Origin of the sequence: Thalassospira sp. HJ, from assembly GCF_000948415.1 — a bacterium.
In the GTDB taxonomy this organism is placed as follows: Bacteria; Pseudomonadota; Alphaproteobacteria; order Rhodospirillales; family Thalassospiraceae; genus Thalassospira.
On record NZ_JYII01000012.1, the window covers coordinates 476,112 to 495,740 of the forward strand.

Annotated in this window: 14 protein-coding genes; 8 read left to right on the forward strand and 6 right to left on the reverse strand. The window is 53.8% G+C overall.

The annotated features are described in order from the left end of the window. Positions 1-482: 482 nt before the first annotated feature. From UF64_RS11080 to UF64_RS11090, 3 genes are read left to right on the forward strand one after another with little or no spacing between them, the layout of a single operon-like run. Positions 483-2,321, forward strand: a complete 1,839-nt coding sequence (locus UF64_RS11080; protein ID WP_082049711.1) for a ShlB/FhaC/HecB family hemolysin secretion/activation protein — start codon at positions 483-485, stop codon at positions 2,319-2,321. A gap of 22 nt (positions 2,322-2,343) precedes the next feature. Next, the gene (locus UF64_RS11085) at positions 2,344-8,412 is read left to right on the forward strand and encodes a DUF637 domain-containing protein (RefSeq protein WP_044828616.1); all 6,069 of its coding nucleotides are present in this window, start codon (positions 2,344-2,346) and stop codon (positions 8,410-8,412) included. Then, positions 8,409-8,816: a hypothetical protein gene (locus UF64_RS11090; RefSeq protein WP_052657586.1), complete on the forward strand. Its 408-nt coding sequence runs from the start codon at positions 8,409-8,411 to the stop codon at positions 8,814-8,816. Before UF64_RS11085 ends, UF64_RS11090 begins: the two co-directional genes overlap by 4 nt. A 219-nt stretch (positions 8,817-9,035) precedes the next feature. Here UF64_RS11090 and UF64_RS11095 read toward each other — a convergent pair whose 3' ends face one another. From UF64_RS11095 to speB, 4 genes are all read right to left on the reverse strand, one after another. After that, positions 9,036-9,836, reverse strand: coding sequence for an ABC transporter ATP-binding protein (locus UF64_RS11095; protein ID WP_044828617.1), 801 nt, complete (start codon positions 9,834-9,836; stop codon positions 9,036-9,038). Between the two features lie 14 nt (positions 9,837-9,850). Continuing rightward, the gene (locus UF64_RS11100) at positions 9,851-10,645 is read right to left on the reverse strand and encodes an ABC transporter permease (protein ID WP_044828618.1); all 795 of its coding nucleotides are present in this window, start codon (positions 10,643-10,645) and stop codon (positions 9,851-9,853) included. 36 nt (positions 10,646-10,681) lie between these two features. After that, positions 10,682-11,659 (reverse strand): ABC transporter substrate-binding protein, encoded by a 978-nt coding sequence (locus tag UF64_RS11105; protein ID WP_044828619.1) that lies wholly within the window; start codon positions 11,657-11,659, stop codon positions 10,682-10,684. 84 nt (positions 11,660-11,743) lie between these two features. Further along, on the reverse strand, positions 11,744-12,760 hold the full coding sequence (gene speB / locus UF64_RS11110; RefSeq protein WP_200892671.1) for an agmatinase: 1,017 nt from the start codon (positions 12,758-12,760) through the stop codon (positions 11,744-11,746). A gap of 154 nt (positions 12,761-12,914) precedes the next feature. Between speB and UF64_RS11115 the strand changes: the two genes are divergently transcribed. After that, on the forward strand, positions 12,915-13,868 hold the full coding sequence (locus UF64_RS11115) for a LysR family transcriptional regulator (protein WP_044828620.1): 954 nt from the start codon (positions 12,915-12,917) through the stop codon (positions 13,866-13,868). A gap of 47 nt (positions 13,869-13,915) precedes the next feature. On the opposite strand, the gene UF64_RS11120 is transcribed toward UF64_RS11115, so the two are convergent. Both UF64_RS11120 and UF64_RS11125 read right to left on the reverse strand, forming a co-directional pair. Then, on the reverse strand, positions 13,916-14,209 hold the full coding sequence (locus UF64_RS11120; RefSeq protein WP_044828621.1) for a type II toxin-antitoxin system RelE/ParE family toxin: 294 nt from the start codon (positions 14,207-14,209) through the stop codon (positions 13,916-13,918). Further along, positions 14,197-14,475 carry a CopG family ribbon-helix-helix protein gene (locus tag UF64_RS11125; RefSeq protein ID WP_044828622.1) on the reverse strand — a complete coding sequence of 93 codons (279 nt, stop codon included), beginning with the start codon at positions 14,473-14,475 and terminating at the stop codon, positions 14,197-14,199. Before UF64_RS11125 ends, UF64_RS11120 begins: the two co-directional genes overlap by 13 nt. Before the next feature lie 379 nt (positions 14,476-14,854). Between UF64_RS11125 and UF64_RS20175 the strand changes: the two genes are divergently transcribed. The 4 genes from UF64_RS20175 (at position 14,855) to UF64_RS11145 (ending at position 19,606) form a co-directional block, all read left to right on the forward strand. Beyond that, positions 14,855-16,033, forward strand: a complete 1,179-nt coding sequence (locus UF64_RS20175; RefSeq protein WP_152630676.1) for a DUF3472 domain-containing protein — start codon at positions 14,855-14,857, stop codon at positions 16,031-16,033. A 229-nt stretch (positions 16,034-16,262) separates the two neighbouring features. Further along, positions 16,263-17,396 (forward strand): LysR family transcriptional regulator, encoded by a 1,134-nt coding sequence (locus UF64_RS11135; protein ID WP_044828624.1) that lies wholly within the window; start codon positions 16,263-16,265, stop codon positions 17,394-17,396. A gap of 131 nt (positions 17,397-17,527) precedes the next feature. Then, positions 17,528-18,454: a hypothetical protein gene (locus UF64_RS11140; protein WP_044828625.1), complete on the forward strand. Its 927-nt coding sequence runs from the start codon at positions 17,528-17,530 to the stop codon at positions 18,452-18,454. A gap of 108 nt (positions 18,455-18,562) precedes the next feature. After that, positions 18,563-19,606, forward strand: coding sequence for a patatin-like phospholipase family protein (locus tag UF64_RS11145; RefSeq protein ID WP_044828626.1), 1,044 nt, complete (start codon positions 18,563-18,565; stop codon positions 19,604-19,606). Positions 19,607-19,629: the final 23 nt, after the last annotated feature.

Genomic DNA, 19,629 nt, shown 5'->3' on the forward strand with positions numbered 1-19,629 from the left:
CAGCTGCAATATGTGCGCCGGGTATGGACAGCGTTTTGCCTCAATATCGAGATCAATCTCGATCCGCCATTAGGTCCTGAATACCGGTCTTCCATAGCCAGTATTTACCTGCAAACGACGCCCAATGGTTGCATCAGGCACTGTATTCGGTTGGTGGGTGAGGGAGCAGCAGTCGCCTGACGGCAAAAGGGCAGTGCAATCAGGTGCGCGGGCCGAGATACTTGCCTTGAAAACGGCGCATACGTACGAGTGCGATAGCGACTGCAGTACCCGGAATTATTCCACATTCGTGAACGTCGGTCAGGCATTCTTCTTTGGGTTTACTTCCTTGGTTTAGGTGTAGACCTGAAAGGTATAGTCATCAAAAACCTATGGTTATTTGAGGTTGAATATTTATCAGCTGATTGTGGCTTATCTGTGATAGCCATCACTTTCGGTTTCTGAGTTTTGTCTTAGCGAATAAAAATGACGATCAGTCATTTATGTCAGAAAAATCTGATGTAACCATCCAGTTTCTCTATCGGGTGCGGTCGCTAAGTACGATGAATTCGAAGGTCGCCATACATGGTCGTCAGAGCCAGCAACCAAAACCCACTCGTGACCGGGTTGAGTTGTCTGTACGTCGACTATCCGGTCGTTGTTTCATATGGGTAGGGGCTCTGCTCTTTGCTTCTATGTCTCTTGTTACGGCATACGCTCAAACCGTTCCGGATGCCGTAAACAAATCCATTGATCAAGAACAGTTGCGCCAACAACAGCGAGACTGGGACTTCGGGCGACAGCCACAACGCAGGCCCGATATCCGACTTCAACCGGAAACGTCTGCCCCCACCGTTCCGGACGACACAGATCAGCCTTGCTTTGCAATTAAGTCTACAGAGATTGAAGGTCTGGACGGTTTCGATGTTGTGCCCGACAACTTCGACCGACTGAATGGCAAATGCGTCAATCTTAATGATCTCAACGCCTATTTGAATGAGATGAACGCGTTCTACTCTGATCGCGGCTACATCACGACACGCGTATATTTACCGGAACAGGATCTTTCAAACGGCCTTCTCAAGGTCCTGATTATTCCCGGACGTATTGAGGGCTTTGATTACGAGTCAGGCGACGGTGCGGATTCACGGATTATGGGGGCATTTCCCTCAAGCGAGGGGGATGTCGTCAACTTGCGCGAGATCGAGCAAGCGTTGGAAAACTTCAACTCTCCGCGCTCCCAATCAGGAAAGTTCAAGCTCTATCCCGGAGAACGGCAGGGGAACTCGATCATTCGTCTTTCTGCGGTGAATGAGAGACCTTATGGCGGGACGCTGACCTTCAACAACTTTGGTTATAAAAACACCGGGCGTCGAAAAACCGGTGGAAATCTGTATTACGACAACCTGCTAAATCTTAACGATACAGTCCAGCTGAACGCTTCTTCCACGGTGAAGGGTTTAACGTCGAGCGATACATACTCCAGAACGGCAAGCGGAAGCTACTTTGTGCCGTTCGGAAACTGGAGTGTCAGCGTTGGTGCAGGATATAGCCAATATGGATTTATTCTACCGGCAATCAATGAGGACTTATCTGTCTACGGTCGCAGTCACTGGGTGTCTGCCGACCTGCAACGCCTTATCTGGCGTGGGGAATCTTCCAAGTTCTATGCCGTTGCCGGTATCGAAACATCCCGATCAAGAAACTTCCTCGATGAATTCGAAGTCATCGTTCAAAGGCGATTTAAAACCAAATCCAAGTTTGGCGTGAATGGGCGTTTCAATTTTGAAAACGGCTACCACGATTGGTCCATTAACGCCATTCGTGGGCTAAACGTGCTGGGGGCGGAGCCGCCTTTGGATGCCGACATTGACCCAGAGCCATTGCTCTTCACCGCAAGCTCTGCACTGCAAGCCAGCTTCGCCGATGGGCTGTTGCGGTTAAGCCACCAAGTCAACGGTCAATATTCGGAAGATAATCTTGGGAGCTCCGACAAGTTCGCCATTGGCGGCGGATATTTCAGTATCCGTGGCTTTCGCGAAGACAGTCTTTCCGGACGGTCGGGCATTTCGACGCGCAATGACCTCAGCTACCGGGCATTTCAGGATCAAGATGCCAGCCTGGACATCGTGCTTGGACTTGACGCCGGTTACGTCGAACTCAGCAAGGATGACCGAGAGACCTATGACGCCCCGTTTCTGGCAGGTGCATCTGCCGGCGTGCGCGTCAACTTCCTTGGAATTTTCAATCTGGATCTGGTTGTCGCCCGGGCGCTTAAGTGTCCCGAAGCCTTCACGGATTCAGGAATAATCAGATACGCGCAAGCGTCTTTTTCGTTTTAACGGGGCCGTTGGGACATAGATCATGCAGTACATCAGCAAACTTTTGCCGGGTCTTCAGAAAAGTTCAGCTTTGATTGCAGCCGTGCTTTACACGCTATCCCCTGTTGTTGCGGGGGCACAACAGGCGGCAAACACGGATCGGTCCGCTGTTGACCAGTCGAGAAACGGATTGACGATCTATAATATCAATACGCCCAACGCCAAGGGCCTGTCGAACAACATTCATAACAGTTTCGAAATTCCCACGCGCGGCGCAATTGATAACAACTCTGCGACGATAACCTATTCCCAGCTCGAAAAAGGCTATATCGAAGGCAACCCGAACCTGAAGACCGGACAGGAAGCGTCAACGATCCTTCATCAGATCATTGGCGGGTCTCGTTCCCAGATGAATGGACTTCTGGAAGTCGCAGGCAAAAAGGCGCAGCTTGTCATCGTCAACGAGAATGGCATCACCTGTAATGGCTGCGGCTTTATCAATACCAGCAGAACAACCCTTTCGACAGGGGCCGCCAGCATCAACGGTTCAGGGGAACTTGCCGGCTTTGATGTGACCCGCGGCGATATTCTGATCAATGGTACGGGCCTTGATGCGGTTAGCGGCAATCAGGCCAGTGATCAGATCGACCTGATTGCCAGAACAGTTGCCATTCGCGATGCCGCAAAGCTTCGGGCAAAGCAACTGAATGTCATCACGGGCAGTAATGCGGTTGATTATGCCTCCCTGACTCATGAAGAAATTGCTGGCAGCGGTGCGGTGCCAGAAGTGGCGCTGGATGTGGCAGCACTCGGCGGTATGTATGCCGATTACATCAGCCTCATCGCCACCGATGACGGGGTTGGGGTTAACATGAATGGTGCTGCGGCATCGGCTGGCAACCTTACCCTTGATACCAATGGCAAGATCAGCTTCGGAGCTGCGTCGAAAGTTTCATCGGGTGCCGAGACAACAATCACCACGAGCGATGATTTTGAGGGTGCTGGCAGCGTAAAGTCTGCGGGCGATCTTAATCTTGCAGCCAAGAATATCACCAATAACGGCGAGCTGAATTCGGGGGGCGCCGTCGGCCTTGAAGCCGACGAGCAAATCAAATCGGGCAAAACAGCCATGATCCGCTCGGAAGGTGACACACTTCTCAAGGCCGGAATCGGCGTTGAAAACAATGGTGTTGTTGCGGCCTACGGCAATCTTGATATTGACGCACCGGATGTCCGCAATGATGGCGGTATTCTTTGGGCGAATAACAACGTCACGATCGGTTCAACAGATGCTGCGAATGGCCGTGCCGATTATGTCCTGAACCGCAATGGCCGTATTGAAGCGTTTGGCGGCGACCTTGAAATCAAGGCCGAGAATATCGTCAACCAGGGCACTGCGCCGACGGCAAATATCAAGGACAACATCTATCAGTTCTATGAGACGCCGGGCCCGGTTAACCCGAATGGTGATATCAAAAGCCGTCTGGTTTCTGCGACATACCTTGCTGAAGACGGCACAGTACGACCGGAATATACCGAAAGCTATGTCGCGCTTTGGGAACAGCTGTTCTCTGACGAGTTGAGCAACGCGACGGAACTTGACCCGGAGCTTCTGGTCCTTTTGCAGGCATCGGCAGTTGGAGCGGATGGAAAGACGCTTGGTTCTTCCTGGGTCACATATTTTGGGCGTCTGTCAGGTAAGGCGTCCGAGGCAGGGGTGCCGTCGCTTGTTGAATTCATGCGTGACCTTATGGCTGATACCGCGCGTGTTGAAGAAGTCGTTGCCGAGCCTGAAGCCCCGGAACCGGGTGGGGCCGGGGCGGAGCCCGGTGAACCGGCAGACCCGGAACCGGTTGTCGAAGGTCCTGAGCCCGGCTCTATCAAGGCTGAGTATCTTCCTCAATATCTCGCCCTTTGGGAAAGCTTGTCGTCAGGTCAGGGCATAAGTGCCGATACGCTTGCAGCCCTTAATCCATCCTATGTCAAGGATGGGGCCGTCCTGCCGGAAATCAGCAATCTGTGGAATTCCATTCGTGCCGGTTCCGGCGCAGGTTATACGATTCTGGTGACGATCACCCAGGATACCCTGAATGACGATGGCGTTCTGGCTGAACTCAAAGCAGGCAAGAACATCCTGCTCGAAGCCAAAAATATCAACAACGTCTATGGCGCTATTCAGGCAGCAGGTGATCTGGATATTACCGCAGAAAACCTGACCAACACATCGTTTGGGGCCAGTCAGTCCCGCCACGAAGTGCATAAACGCGGTTGTTTCACCTGCCACGAAGGTGTTCTTGATTTTGCCGATACATTTGGCGGTGTGATTCAGGCGCATGGAAACCTGAACATTTCGGTGACCGATTCACTCAAGAACATGACGATCGGCAGCCGAAGTGCGTCTCAGTTGCTGGCCGATATCGGTGTGCATCTTCAAAGCACAAGCAACCGTCTGAACGCAGAGGTTCCCAAACCTTCCACAAGCACTGTCGCGCCGACACCGGAAACCTCTACACCAGGGGCTGCAACCTCAACCCTGGTTAACCTGATCGCTGAGCTCGAAGAGGTTCTTGAAGAGGCACACGAGAATTTCGAAACCCCGGAATCCGGGGAGCTCGATGCCTTTATGTCATCGCCGTATCTGTTCAGCCGACTTGATTTTGAACCGCTGATCGAACAGAACGAATTGCGGGCCTTTGAGGTTCTGTCTTCCAATGACCCCACCGTACGTCAGGCTTGGGCAACCCAGCAAATTCGCACGGCCCAACTGCTGGGTGGGGATGGTGCTGGTCAGACACGCAATGACGTGATCAGTGAACAGCTTGAACTTGCGCTGGCTCTTCCGACCTCAAGCGATAATGGGGCCAAGCCACTTTCTGCCGTGACAGCCTTCCTTGATCAACGCAACGGGGCGCTGATTTCGGCTGACAAGGTCGATATTGCTGCCGGTGAGGTCAAGCAAATTGGCGGTGGGCAGATTGTCAGTGACAGCGAAACGACAATTACTGCTGATCGGATTGATCTTGAACGCGGCGATCTGAAATCGGATGGCGATATCAGCCTTTCGGGGGATCAGGAAGTCCGCCTCGCTGCGGTGGATGTCGATGCTGCAAACGATGTCACGCTTAAAAGTGACAGTGGCGATGTTTTGGTTGAAACCATTGAGGAAACAACCAATTTCACACGGGAATTGTATTCCGATGTCCGTGTTCGCAATCCAAATTGCTCGTCAAATGATGGCGATTGCGAACAATACACGACCAAACGCGTCAAAACCGGCAGTGGCAGTGGAACATCTGTTACCCATCAGGGCGGCACGCTTAACATTGGCGGCAACCTGACGGTTGAGGCGGCCAATGACGTCTCGGTCGTCGGGACCGAGGCAAATGTTGGTGGCGATGTCAAACTGGCAGCGGGCGGTGACCTTTTGGTCGGCTCGGCGCGCAATGTTTATGACTATTCGCAAAGTGCCGGTAAATCATCGTCGAAGGCGCATTCGGAAGACCTCCTGACATCGGCGATCAATGCTGGCGGCAATGTCGCTATGACCGGCACGAATGTCGGGATCGTGGCGTCTACTGTCTCTGCCGACGGCAAGCTTGATGTCATGGCCTATAACGACCTGTCGATTACGGCAGGTATGGAAAATTCAAGCTATTCCTATAAATCCAGCTCTGGTGGCGGCGGTTTCTTTGGCAAGAAAAAGTCCGAAAGCCTGACGGAAAATCACCTGACCTATCAGGAAAGCGTGCTGTCGAGTGGCGATGACATGTCGCTCAATGCCATGGGCAATATTGGCATTGCAGGCTCCGAAATCGAAAGCGGCGGCGATATTGATATTACCGCCTTTGGTGGTCTCACGATCACGTCGCTTCAGGAGCAGCATCATCGCGAACACAAGGTCGAGAAAACAGGTCGCTTCGGCGGCATGTTCGGCGGATCGAGTTCGCGCACGGAAATCCGCGATCTGACCGAGGTCAAGGGAACTGAAATCACCTCGCTGACCGACCTGACCACGCAGTCGGGATCGGATACCACCATCCGTGCCAGCCGGGTTTCGGCCGGGGGCGATTTGAACATCAGTGTTGGCAAGGGACCATTTGCCGATCCGGATGCCAAATTGTGGCTTCTGACCGACAAGGACCGCGATTACCTGTCGGTTTCGGAATATGAGGGCGGCACCCTTAAATGGACAATGACGGAATATGGTCACGAAAAGGAAGTGGTCCGTCATGCGATCCTTGAATCGGGCGGTGATTTCGTCATCGAAAGCCCGGGCGGGGTTGTGGTTGAATACCGCTCTACCGGCGATTTTGCCACCGACATCGCACAGTTGGCCGATGCGCCGGGCCTTGAATACCTTGCCGAGCTGCAAGGTATGGAGAATGTCGACTGGCAGGGCGTCGAGGAGATCTACGAAACCTGGTACGAGCAAAGCTCTGGCCTTGGTGGCGGGGCGATGGCGATTATTGCCATTGCAACGGCGATTATTACCGCGGGGGCGACAGCGGCATTGTCAGCCAACCTTGTTGGTGCGGCTGCCCTTGAGGCTGGTGCCACCACAGCTCTGCAAACAGCAGTTTTTAATGGCATAACATATGCGGGGACAGCCGCTCAATTGACGACCATGACCATGGTCAATGCCGCCCTTGCCAGTGTTGCTGCAACGGCAGCGACCTCGATTGCGAATGGGGCCGTTTCGGGTGATATGCGCGGGGCTTTTCAGTCTATCTTCTCCAGTAACACACTCCGTGGCATCGTAGTTAGTGCGCTGACCGCTGGCGCCACAGATGCAATCAACCTTGATACGTTTGAGCTCGGAGCATTTGGGGATAGCCCGGAGTTTGTAACGACATTATTGGAAAACGGTATCGACGGTCTCATCCGCTCTGGCGTAGACAGCGCGATTACCGGGGCTGATTTTAGCGACACTCTGGTCGGCAATTTGCGTCTGGCGGCGGCAAGCACGATTGGCGCATCGCTGGCGGCTGAAATTGGTGCCGAATACAAGGAGATGATGACCACTAACGCCGATGGCTCAACAAGTGTCGATCCGGGAACCTGGCTTTGGCACAAGGTTGCCCATGCAGCATTGGGCTGTGCGCGTGGCGAGATTTCGCAATCCGGTGGTTGTGCCGCCGGTGCTGCTGGAGGTGTTGGTGGCGCGGTATCAGCCGAGCTCTATCAGTGGATGACCGAAGAAAGCAAACTTCAAGAAATTCAGAACTTTACCAAGATTGACCTGGATAAACCCGAAGAGATCACGCCAGAACAACGCGACACCATGAATGCCATGTTTGAGGAGTGGCGCCAGAATGGAGTGGATGTCGGGCGTCTTGCCGGTGCGGCGGCGGCGGCCTTGATCGCGACCAGCGGTAACGAGGTCTATATCGGGGCCGATGCGGGCGAGAGTGTCGCAGCAGACAACATCCTGCCCGCCGTGGTGTTGCTGTTCCAGGGGGCGATGGTCGCCTGGACGGCTTATGAGCTGTATGACAATGCGACAACGACCTATGAGCTGGTTGATGCTTATATCAATGGTGAACTGACCGATGAGCAGTTTGAAGATGCCCTCCTAGAAGCTGGCCTAAATGTGGTCATTGATGTTTCTGTGGGCAAACTCAAAATTCTTGAAAAGTCCTATGAACTCGCTCGCAAGGCAGGGCTGACGGATAAGGCTGATGATCTGCTCAGTAAAATTGCAAGCCATAAGAATGATGGTATAAGTGGACCCAATACGGCAGACGGTGTTCCAATTCGTGAGTACCCCGATGGAAGCTTTAGGACGCCGGACGGGAAATTTGCAAGTCAGGGAGGGCTACCTTCTCCAGGGACGAAATCTGCTCAGGAATATACCCAGTATTTGCGCGACAACGGATTCGATGTAGTGGGTGAAGAACTGACTGTCAGTGGGGCTGTTGGAAATCGGCGCTATGATGCAGTCGTTCGCACTGACAGTGGTGAATTATGGGGAATAGAATACAAGAGTGGTGGGGCAACTAAAACGCCTCAGCAAGACTTCAATGACATGTACATCAATCAGTTCGGTGCCGACGGTGTCGGAAAATTGGCTGGTGAAACTGTAGTTGGAAACATTACGATATATTTGCCATGAAAATGCTTCTTGAAGTTGAAAAGAAAAAGCCTGCACAAGTTCACGAGTTTTCAAAGGTCGAAAAAGTGCTTCGCGGTTTGAAAAGCTATGGGCCACAATCATATGCTAGCTTGACGAAAACGGATGGATCCTACCTACAAGTTGCAGGCGGTGGGGTTAGCTGCGTAATGGAAATGCGTGAAAAGCCAAGCGATAGGCATTGGCGAGCATATCTTGAGGTGGCAAAGGTCCCATTCAAAGGACAACAGACTCTCATGTTTGGTGGCGGTCACATGACTATGGAGCCTGATGAGGTGTTGTTCATTGAAGATGTTGTGGCGGTTTTCAGGGCATTTTTTGAGTCTAAACCGTTCCCCAAAGATATAAAGTGGCGTGACATGTCTCAGATAGTGCGAAGGACATGAAAGTCTTTAGCATATAGGAAAAAAGCGGATAGGTTTATTTTTAGGCACCTTTAAGGCGTTCACTTTTTTCGCTTTACTATGTCCATAAAAGTCGGGAATGTGCGGGGTTTGCTGTGTGCCGCACATTCCCTGTGCCTGAGCCTGGCGGGTGGTGGCAAGGTCAGGCAGGTGTTTGCTCGTGCCCGTTAAACTGAGCGTTTTGTGGCTGTGCGCGCCGTTTTACGCCGACTTGCGCTGGTTGGCTGCGTCTTCGGCTTTGATTGCCTCGTCATGCATCAGCGACAGGATGGTGCGCTTATACTCCATGAATTCCGGGCTGGTCAGCGCATCGATGTGACGCGGGCGCGGAATGCTGATATCAAGCGATTGCTTGATCAGGCCGGGGCGCGCGGACATCACGTGGACTTCGTCGCCAAGGAAGATGGCCTCGTCAATGTCATGGGTGATGAACAGCACCGTTTTGCGGCGGGTCTGCCAGACATCAAGCAGCAGTTCCTGCATCATCTGACGGGTCTGGCTGTCAAGCGCGCCAAACGGTTCATCCATCAGCAGAATGCGCGGATCATTGGCGAGTGCCCGGGCGAGCGCCACACGCTGGCGCATGCCGCCTGAAAGCTCCTTGGGATAGGATTTTTCAAACCCGTCGAGGTGAACGGCCTTGATCAGATCGTCGGCGATGTCTTCGCATTCGGATTTCGGAAGGCCCTTGAGCTTCGGGCCGAACATGACGTTTTCACGCACAGTTAGCCAGGGAAACAGGGTGTAGCTTTGAAACACCATGCCGCGATCGGCCGACGGGCCATTGATCGGCTCGCCGTCGAGTTCAAGGCGACCCGATGTCGGGGTTTCAAGCCCGGCAACAAGGCGAAGCAGGGTGGATTTGCCACAGCCCGACGGGCCGACAATGACGGAAAAGGTATCGTTGGCAACATCAAGCGAGACGTCATCAAGGGCGAGAACTGCTGGTTTGCCCTTGGGTTCGAACCTTACCGTGATGTCACGAAGAGAAAGCATGCTCATGACTGTATCGCCCCTTAAAAATCGGCAGACCAGGGCAGCAAGCGTCGACGTGCCCATTTAAAGAAGAAGTCGGTGATCAGGCCCAAGATGCCGATGGTAAAGACACCAAGCAAAATCACATCGGTAAACAGCCCGCGCATGGCGTTCAGGATCATATAGCCAAGGCCGGTATCGGCCGCGACCAGTTCAGCCACGACAAGATACGTCCAGGCCCAGCCCATGGTGACCCGCAGGTTATCCATGACGCCGGGCATACATGCCGGCACCAGAACGCGGGTGACAACCCGTCTGCGATCCGCACCCAGCGTATAGGCGCAATCAATCAGATCCTTGGAAATCCGGGCTGAAACATCGGAAATCAGAATGAGCTGCTGGAAAAAGGTGCCGAGGAAAATCACCATGATTTTCTGTTCGATCCCGATGCCGATCCACAGGATCAGAAGCGGGATCAGGGCGGAAACCGGGATATAGCGCATGAAGCCTGTGATCGGCTCAATCAACGCTTGCACCGCCCGGAAGCTGCCCATCAGGATGCCGATCGGCACGGCAAAGACGGAGGCCAGGATAAAGCCCGACAGGATGACAACAAGGCTTGCCCACATATGTTCAAACAGCGACATATTGGCAATGCGTTTGATGCCGGCTTGAACCACCTCATGCGGGGCGGCAAGGAAGTCCTTGGGCGTAATCCCGCCATAGGTGAGCAAGCACCACAGGGCCAGGACAATAGCAACCGAGATCAGCGACAGGGTGACATAGGTCGACCTGTCGATATCGGTCTTGGGTGAAAATAGCGATCTGGTCCACATGATGCTTGCTCTTTAAGTCTTTGTTTTGGCGTTGCGTTACTTGACGATGTCGGAAGCGAGCATGCTTGCCGGATCGAGATCAAGCGAGAACAGACCGCCTTCCTTGCCAAGCGTCATGGCGTTGGCGATGGTGCCAACAATGCCGTCTTCGTTGGCCGGATCCATGAAGGACTTGTTCATGGCCGCATCATAAAACGCGATGCCTGCACGGGTTTCGGCAAAGACCGCCGGGTCTTCAAGCCAGCCGCCAACACCCTTTGCCATGATGGCATCGGCTGCTTCTTCGTTTTCCTGCTGCCAGGCAATTGCCTTGGCCCATGCACGATAAAGGGCTTCCATTTCCGGACGACGGGCTTCAAGGGTTTCGGTGGTGGTCACCGCGATGTCGGTGATCAGGCCCGGTGCCTTGGAGCTGTCGATCAGAAGATGACCATGTTCGGTGTCCTTGCCACGCGTCAGCCACGGCTCCCAGGTCACAGCGGCATCAACGCGCTTGGCGACAAAGGCCGCACCGGCATCACCAGCCGACATGTTCATGGAATTGACGTCAGCAAGGCTCATGCCGTTGTTTTTCAAAAGCACGCTCAGGAAGAACTGCGAAACAGACCCCTCGGTATAGGCGACGTTCTTGCCCTTGAGATCCGTGATCGAGGTGATGTCGGAATTGGCAACAATGCCATCGCCGCCGCGTGAATCATCCAGCGCAAATAGATAGGTCAGCGGATGATCATCGGTGTAAAAACCCAGCACCGTATCAATCGTGGTCACGGCAACATCAATCCGGCCAGCGGCGAGGGCCGGCATACGGGTTTTGACGTCTTCCATGACGACAAGATCAACATCAAGGCCTTCTTCTTCAAAGAAGCCTTCTTCCTGCGCGATATAAAGCGGGCCATAGCCAACCCAGGTCGAATGCGCGATGGTCAGGGTTTCGGCCGAGGCGGCGGTGGAAAGGGAAAAGGCGGTTGCGAGTGCCGCACCCGACAGGCAGATTTTCGATAGAATGCGTTTCATAGGTGATGTCTCCGGTATGAGATGCTCTCTGATGTGTTTCTAGTCTTTTGTATTCTTTTGATTTCGTCGTCTTTTCGGATTGCCTCAGCCCGATTTTCGGTTCGGGTTACTGGTGGCTTTCGCCCCGGCCAGCACGCACAGCAATTCATACATGAGCGAGATGCCAAGCCAGGCTGTTCCTCCCGAAGGATCAAACGGTGGGGAAACCTCAACAAGGTCAGCACCCACAAGATTAAGCCCACCCAGAGAACGGATCATTTTCTGGGCCTCGCGGCTGCTAAAACCGCCGATTTCCGGTGTGCCGGTGCCCGGTGCAAAGGCCGGATCAACCGCATCGATATCAAAGCTGACATAGGTTTTGTCGCGCCCAACAATGTCGCGCGCCTCCGCCATGACCTGATCAATGCCGCGTTCAAGAACCTCTTCCATGCGGATGATGCGCACGCCCTGTTCAAGGCCCCATTCAACATCTTCGCCGTCATACATCGTGCCGCGAATGCCGATCTGAACCACGCGGTGCGGGTCAAGGTAGCCTTCCTCGATCGCACGGCGGAACGGAGTGCCGTGGGTGTATTTGAAGCCGTTGAAGTAGCTGTCAAACAAGTCGGTATGGGCATCGAAATGCACCATGCCAATCGGGCCATCAGATGCCAGCGCCTTGATGATCGGATAGGACAGCAGGTGATCCCCGCCAGCACTGAGCGGGCTGATGCCCATCGCTTTCAGCTTGGCGATAAAGCCGGTGACGCTTTCGAGTGTATCCATGATGTCAGCCGGATTGACCGGTGCATCACCGAGATCGGCGATGTTGCGGTCTTCAAACGGGTTCTGGCCGGTGACCGGATGCTTCGGGCGGATCATGGTCGAAAGATCACGCAACTGTCGCGGTCCGTGACGAGCACCTGGACGGTTTGTCGTTCCGCCGTCCCATGGCACGCCAAGGAGTGCGATATCGACCGCGGCACAGGCCGGGTCGGATATTGAAAGATGCGGGGCGCGCATGAAGCTTGCCACGCCGGCATAGCGCGGCAGGGTCATCGCCGAGGGCGGAACAAAGGAAATGCCTGATGCGGTATCAGGCTTGTCGGTGTCGTTGCTCATGTGGTCGTCCCTCAAGGCGATGGCGCGGTGGCGCACTGGAATGGTTCAAAGCGTGCCGAAAGATTGCCATGCGGGGACGCGTTCAATAATATGAAACTTTCAAACTAAACGTCGGATTTTTTCAACGTATCGTTTTCGCAAAGGTTTGCGCCCGATGTCTGTCAATCTGCCACCGCTGAGTGACGTGGATTTCCGCCAGTTGCGGATTTTCCGCACCATCGTCGAAAGCAACGGCTTTACCGCCGCCCAGGATGATCTGGGTATCTCGCGCTCCACCATCAGCACCCAGATGGCCGCCCTTGAAACCCGCTTGGGGGTTAAGCTTTGTCGGCGCGGTCGGTCGGGCTTTTCGCTGACCGAACATGGGCAGAAGATCTATAGCGAGGTGATCAAACTGTTTGCGGCCGCCGACTCATTTCGCGCCGAGGTCGGGGCGATCCGCGGCAATATGGTCGGGGAGCTTCGCATTGGCGTTGTCGATGCGATGGTTGAAAACCCTAATTGCAAACTGGATCGGGCGATTGCGCTGTTTAACGAACGCGCCCCCGGTGTGCATCCGACCTTTGTGGTTGTCTCGCCCAACCAGATTGAAAATGCACTTTTAAGTCGGCAGATGGAAATCGCCGTCATGCCAAACCAGCCGATGAATGCCGCGATCCAGATGCAGCAGCTTTTCCACGAAGAACAGACAATGTATTGCGGCAAGGATCATGCATTGTTTGAAACCGCCCATGAAAAAATGCCAATCGAACAACTGGCCGAACAGAAATACGCAAGGCGCGGCTATTCGGTTGCACTCGCCTTTCAGTCGCTGTTCAAACATCCGCCCAGTGCAACAGCCTATGACATGGAAGGGCTGGCCTATCTGATCCGAAGCGGCAAGTTCGTAAGCTTCCTGCCAACCCACTTTGCCCGGCAATGGGTCGAGCGTGGCGAGATGCGCGCATTGCGGCCCGATCTTCTCAGCTTCAAGATTGGCATGTGTGTCGCCAACTTCCCGCAATCGGTGATGTCACGCATGGCGCGCGTGTTTCGCGAATGCCTGATCGAAGTCCATCCGACCGTGACCGCGATCAAGACCGTGCCGCCGACGCTCGATAAGAAATGAGTTAGAGGCGGAAGCTGCTCAGGATATCTGTTTAGGCGGTGTGGACCTTAATAAAATCCTGCTTCGCGCTGATGGCGGATGACCAGAATGGTCACTGTATCCCCGTCAATCCGGTATAGTGCGACATATCCGCTGTCACCAAAATCAATAAGCCATTCCCGAAACTCTTCAGGAAGGTCATCGATCAGCCGGCCAAGATTTGGGTGCGCGCCAAGCACCCTCAGGCCCTGACGGATGGCTTCCCCGGCGCGGCGCGCGGCATCAGGATTTTTCGTGCGCAGAAACTCACGGAGCCGTTGCAGGTCCCGAATGGCTGCCGGTGCGAATCTTACTTGTGACATTCGGGCGCTGGCAATTCATCGTCCGTTCCCCAGCTTTCCAGCCAGCGGTCAACCTCTTCAGCGGTTGCGTGAAGGCCTGTTTCCTGGAACTCTTCCCACGCCTGCTTCGTGTCACGCCGCAGTGCCTCACGCTTCTCCTCGCGTTCAACATATTGCGAAATCGCTTCGCGCATGATCCAGTGCGATGTACGTTGACGGGCTTCGGCAAGGTGCCGAACGCGGCCTTTCATGTCATCATCAAGCTTGATGGACGTTGCAGATACCATGTGCGCCTCTGAACCAACTCGAACCAAAAGGTAATACCTTTCGCTACCATATCGCGTTTCTGGCCGTTTTGTCTAGGTCCAGTCCTGTCAGGTCGCTCCTTTGCTATTGAAAAAAGGGGGCTGGAAAAAGGGGATGGCCCCTTTTTTGTCAGAGCACTGACAAACTACAAAATTTCTCATAACGAGGAGTGGAACGTCAGGATTGTCAAGTAAAAATTGTATTTGTGATTTACCATAATCAACCATTAGTTGATCATCGGGAAAGCCTAATGTAAAATGCTCTTAACTTCGGCTGCGTGTTCTATCGGGAACTTGGTTCTCTTTAGCGTTCAGAGTTGTTGTTTAACATATTGATATTTGTTGTTCTTAGGAGGGTGTTGTGAAGGTTTTCTTTATGTTGGCCGTTATGCTGCTTGCTACCTTTCGCTTGACGTCGGATGCAGCTGCTTTTGCAAACGTTAGCTACAATTGGCCTGATGGTAGTGCCTATAACCTTGATCAGCATCTTAAGGTTGACACGCTTCCTGATCCCGCCTTTGGCGGTTTTTTTTGGTCGCATCAATTTTATGTCGGAAATCAAGAAAGCGCGAATACGCTCTATATGGGGTTTCAGCAATGGCAGGATGGCAAGCGGGGCGCGATATTTTCGATTTTTTATGACAAAGATACGAAAGTCGATCCGGGCAATGTCGTTTGCGATGTGCCTGCGAAGAGTTGTCAGGCAACTCAAGGTGCAGGTGATGGAGCGCCAGGGGCACAAATTATCGTGCCGTTCGACTGGGTTGTCGGGCATGAGTACCGATTGCGTATTTGGTCTCAGCCGCCTGCAGGTAAGAATGAATCCGGCTGGTGGACTTTCTACATAAAGGATATCACAACCGACGTTGAGACCAAGATCGGTTCAATTTTCAACCAGAACAGACCGAACGGATCAATCAATCCGGGGAAATGGAGTGTAGGCTGGGGAGAAGTTTTCGGGGGGCAGCAGTCACGTGGGAATTGTGCTTATTCTCCACAACGCGTTATTTGGAGCCAGCCAACTATGAATGGTGGCTCAATCAAGGCTGAAATCGCACCCTCCGCGTATGAGCAAACCCCGTTCAGGGTATTTGTATCCGAAGATAAAACTCAATATGAGATGCTCACATGCCCGCTTGGCGGGATTCCAAAAGGAACTTTTGGTAAAACAGCATGTTATTTTCTGGGGCAATCAGGTCAATCTTGTGATCAGGTATGTTCTTCTCAGCAGACATTGCCGTCACCATCAGAATGTTCCGCGCCACTCACCTACACAAGGGGTGGAGTAGGAAGTAGCGCAACGACTTTGCCATATCTTGGAGCTCCTGAGCAAGGCGGGCAGATAGATAATTGCAATGAGTTGGTGACATTTTTTGGGTATCCGAATGTGGAAGCTGGGACCCGTATCAACCCGAGCGAGGGGCTAGGTTGTCATGTTTATCCTCCGAAGAGTTGGTATTTGCTCTCTCCGGATACACAGAATGGCGCAGCAGTTCCTGGTGCTGAAAGAGTGTGTGGTTGCCTTCCATATAGCAATTAGTGCGATTGTTTGGGCGGTTCCGTAGCGGACTGTCTCTATGTGGCTGCTCGTTTCAACTCTGAATACCTACTTAGGGGATGCCCAAAGTAGGTATTCAGACTGTGCCGACGAAAATGCTTGATGAAGAAACCGCATTGGCGGGGCAGTCCAATAACGCTTTTCCCCAATACCATTTGGGCGTTATGGTTTGATCGGGCAGGGGAGTTAACCGAAACGGATCATCAAGACCATGCTGTCATCGCTTAATATCCGTCATATGCGTGTGTTTGTCTCAGTTGCCGATCAGGGGAATTTTACCGCTGCGGCCGGGGTGTTGGGTCTTGGCGTGCCTGCGGTTACCGCGACCATTCGCCAGTTTGAGGATGTGACCGGGGCCGCCCTTTTTGATCGCACGACACGACAGGTTGCGCTGACCCAGACCGGCGAGCGGTTCTTGCCAATTGCACGGCGGTTGCTGGCCGATTTTGAGGAGGCACTTGGCGATCTGGATGCGCTGTCCAAGGGGGTTGGTGGAAAGATCACGATTGCGGCCGCGCCCTCGGTTCTGACGCGTATTTTGCCCGCCGTGATTTCCGAATTTGTTGCTGCCCATCCCGATGCACGTATTCGGCTTGATGAACGCAATGCCGGTGAAGTGCATGAGGCGGTGGCGAATAATGCTGCCGATTTCGGCATCGCCGGGGAATGGCAGGCGTTGCCGGATGTCGATTTTCGCCCGCTGTTTTCCGACCGGTTTGGCGTGCTGTGCCGGGCCGATCATGAATTTGCCCAAAAGTCGGTTTTGCGCTGGTCGGATTTATCGGGCCAAAAGCTTGTCGGGCTGGGGCCGGAATCAGGCACCGGCGCGCTGATGGCACAGCCCGGAGTGACCAGCGATCTGGCTTCGGACACCATGCCGGTTCTAAGTCCTGCGGTGCGCGATGCGGTGGCGGCAGGCATTCCGGCGGCGAAAACGGTTTTGGCCCGGGCGCAAAAGGCAATGCGGGCCGAGGAAAAGGTGCTGAAATCGCTTGATCCGAAGGGCGGTAATGAGGCCAAGAAAGACAGCGATATCGCGCTGGGCGCAACCGGCCCGATCCTGCCGCGTCCGATTGTCGAAACATCGAACACCATCACTCTGGCCGCCATGGTCGCCGAGGGTGTAGGGATCACGGTTCTGCCGGAACTGGCAGCAAAGGTGTCGGATATGGCAGCCCCCGAAAAGCTGGTCTTCGTGCCACTCACCACCCCGGAACGCCATCGCCATATCGGGGTGATCACCCGTAAAAGCAAAAGCCTGTCACCGATTGCGCGGCTGTTCCTTGATCAGGTGATTGCGCTTGCCCCCAAGCAGGACCTTCCGGCCAGTTTGACTTGGTATTGAGCTGACTTCGTCGTCAATGAGTTTAATAGTGCCAATCATCAATGATTGATTTAAGTTATATTTATTCAATCAATGATATAATTCTGATATAATGGTACCCTGCCTTTGGGAAGGTTTCGGGGGACGTTGTTATGTTTGAGCATCCGGTGATTGATGTCGCGTTGGGGTTGATCTTTTTCTATGTGACTTTGAGTTTGGTGGCTTCGGCCGCGCAGGAATGGGTTGCGAGTTTGGTTGGGTTGAGGTCAACCAACCTAGAGGAGGGGATCAAGCGGCTGGTCGGGGACAAATACGCCAAGGCGGTTTATGCCCATCCCCTGATCAAGAACCTGTCGCGGAAAGATAACCAACTTCCATCCTATATTGCGCCCGAAACACTCAGCACTGTGTTGCTTGAGGTTCTGGCGAAGAACCAAGATGGCAAGTCCTTTGTCTCGCTAAAAGCCAAGGAAGTACGAGAGCTGATTGCTAAGCTGCCGCAAGGGGCGGGGCGCGATGTTGCCGATAAGAAGGATGATGACGACCTTGCTGCTGTTTTGACTGCACTGGTGACCGATGGTGAGAAGGTGGCCATTGAGTTGCAGGAGAAATTGGCGAGCTGGTTTGACGAAGGGATGACCCGGATTTCGGGGTGGTACAAGCGCAAGGTCAAGCTGTTCATTCTGATCATCTCCGGGGTTGTCGTGATCGCGACCAATGCCAGCACTATTCATGTTGCTGAGGCGCTTTGGACGAATGAGGCACTACGCACCCAGATTGCTGCGCAGGCGGAAGTGGCGGCAAAGATGGAGGATGTGAGCGCGCTTGAGCCGAAGAACATCGATGCACTGAAGTCATTTCCGATTGGATGGAAAGAAGCGACTTTCAAAGCGAATGTCTGCGCGTTTTTCACCGGTACGGAGTGGCTTAAGTCCATCATTGGTTGGCTGATCACGGTTGCGGCGATCAGTCTGGGGGCGCCGTTCTGGTTTGATTTGCTGGGCAAGGTGGCGAACCTCAAGGGCACCGGCGGCAAGGCGCAGGACAAGACGAAAAAGGCGCAGGACGGGACGACTTGATTTTCCTCACGTGATTTCATCACTGGCAGAGCGGGTTGTTTGCGACATATCATGGCCAGGGTGCAGACCCGAGAAGCCTGACATGATGACCCGGTCGCAGGAGATGGCATGAGCACGGATACGAAGAACGCGTCAAAGCCCCGCAAGAAGATCAATCTGGCGCTGCAGGGCGGGGGATCGCACGGGGCGTTTACCTGGGGCGTTCTGGACCGGTTGCTTGAGGATGAAGAGATCGAGATTGAGGCGATTTCAGGCACATCGGCGGGTGCGATGAATGCGGCCGTGGTGACGTCGGGCTTTTGCAAGGGCGGTCATGAGGGCGCGCGCGAGGATCTTGAGCGGTTCTGGTCAGCTGTTTCCGAGGCCGCGCGGTTCAGCCCGCTTCAGCGATCCCCGATCGATGTTTTGTTTGGCAACTGGTCGCTTGGCAATTCGCCGATGTATCAGTGGCTTGATATGTCCGCCAAAATGTTCTCGCCCTATGATTTGAATCCGGTCGGGGATAATCCGCTGGCGGGGCTTTTGGATGATGTGGTTGATTTTGATCTTTTGAACAAAAGCCCGACCAAGCTTTTCATCACCGCGACCAATGTTGAAACCGGGCAGGCGCGGGTGTTTCGCAACCCCGATATCAGCCTTGATGTGCTCCTCGCATCTGCCTGTTTGCCCAACATCTATAAAACCGTCGAGATTGATGGCGTGCCTTATTGGGACGGGGGCTATTCCGGCAATCCAAGCCTTGGTCCGCTGGTGCGGGAATGTTCGGCCAATGACACGGTTCTGGTTCAGATCAACCCGGTGCAACGCCCGGGCATTCCGAAAACCTCGCACGAGATTTCAAGTCGGCTGAACGAGATTTCGTTTAACAGCAGCCTGGTCAAGGAACTGCGCATGATGTCGGTGATCCGCAAGGACATGCCACCCCATCAATGCGAAGCCAGCAGTTGGGGCACCATGCGCATGCATCTGATCGTCAGTGACGTGATGCTGGAGCTTGATCACACGACCAAGATGAATGCGGAATGGGATTTCATGACCATGCTGCGCGACAAGGGACGCGAGGCGACAGGCGCATTCCTTGAGGCCCATCGCGGCGATATCGGCAAGCGCCCGACGCTTGATCTTGAGCAGTTTGCGCCTGACTATATCTGATATACTCGTTCGCCTCGTCCCAC

Coding starts and splice junctions, on each gene's coding strand:
- UF64_RS11140 (WP_044828625.1), top strand. CDS start 17,528: ATGTTTGAGCATCCGGTGATTGATGTCGCGTTGGGGTTGATCTTTTTC.
- UF64_RS11100 (WP_044828618.1), bottom strand. CDS start 10,645: ATGTGGACCAGATCGCTATTTTCACCCAAGACCGATATCGACAGGTCG.
- UF64_RS11115 (WP_044828620.1), top strand. CDS start 12,915: ATGTCTGTCAATCTGCCACCGCTGAGTGACGTGGATTTCCGCCAGTTG.
- UF64_RS11090 (WP_052657586.1), top strand. CDS start 8,409: ATGAAAATGCTTCTTGAAGTTGAAAAGAAAAAGCCTGCACAAGTTCAC.
- UF64_RS11105 (WP_044828619.1), bottom strand. CDS start 11,659: ATGAAACGCATTCTATCGAAAATCTGCCTGTCGGGTGCGGCACTCGCA.
- UF64_RS11085 (WP_044828616.1), top strand. CDS start 2,344: ATGCAGTACATCAGCAAACTTTTGCCGGGTCTTCAGAAAAGTTCAGCT.
- speB (WP_200892671.1), bottom strand. CDS start 12,760: ATGAGCAACGACACCGACAAGCCTGATACCGCATCAGGCATTTCCTTT.
- UF64_RS11120 (WP_044828621.1), bottom strand. CDS start 14,209: ATGTCACAAGTAAGATTCGCACCGGCAGCCATTCGGGACCTGCAACGG.
- UF64_RS11080 (WP_082049711.1), top strand. CDS start 483: ATGTCAGAAAAATCTGATGTAACCATCCAGTTTCTCTATCGGGTGCGG.
- UF64_RS11135 (WP_044828624.1), top strand. CDS start 16,263: ATGCTGTCATCGCTTAATATCCGTCATATGCGTGTGTTTGTCTCAGTT.
- UF64_RS11145 (WP_044828626.1), top strand. CDS start 18,563: ATGAGCACGGATACGAAGAACGCGTCAAAGCCCCGCAAGAAGATCAAT.
- UF64_RS11125 (WP_044828622.1), bottom strand. CDS start 14,475: ATGGTATCTGCAACGTCCATCAAGCTTGATGATGACATGAAAGGCCGC.
- UF64_RS11095 (WP_044828617.1), bottom strand. CDS start 9,836: ATGAGCATGCTTTCTCTTCGTGACATCACGGTAAGGTTCGAACCCAAG.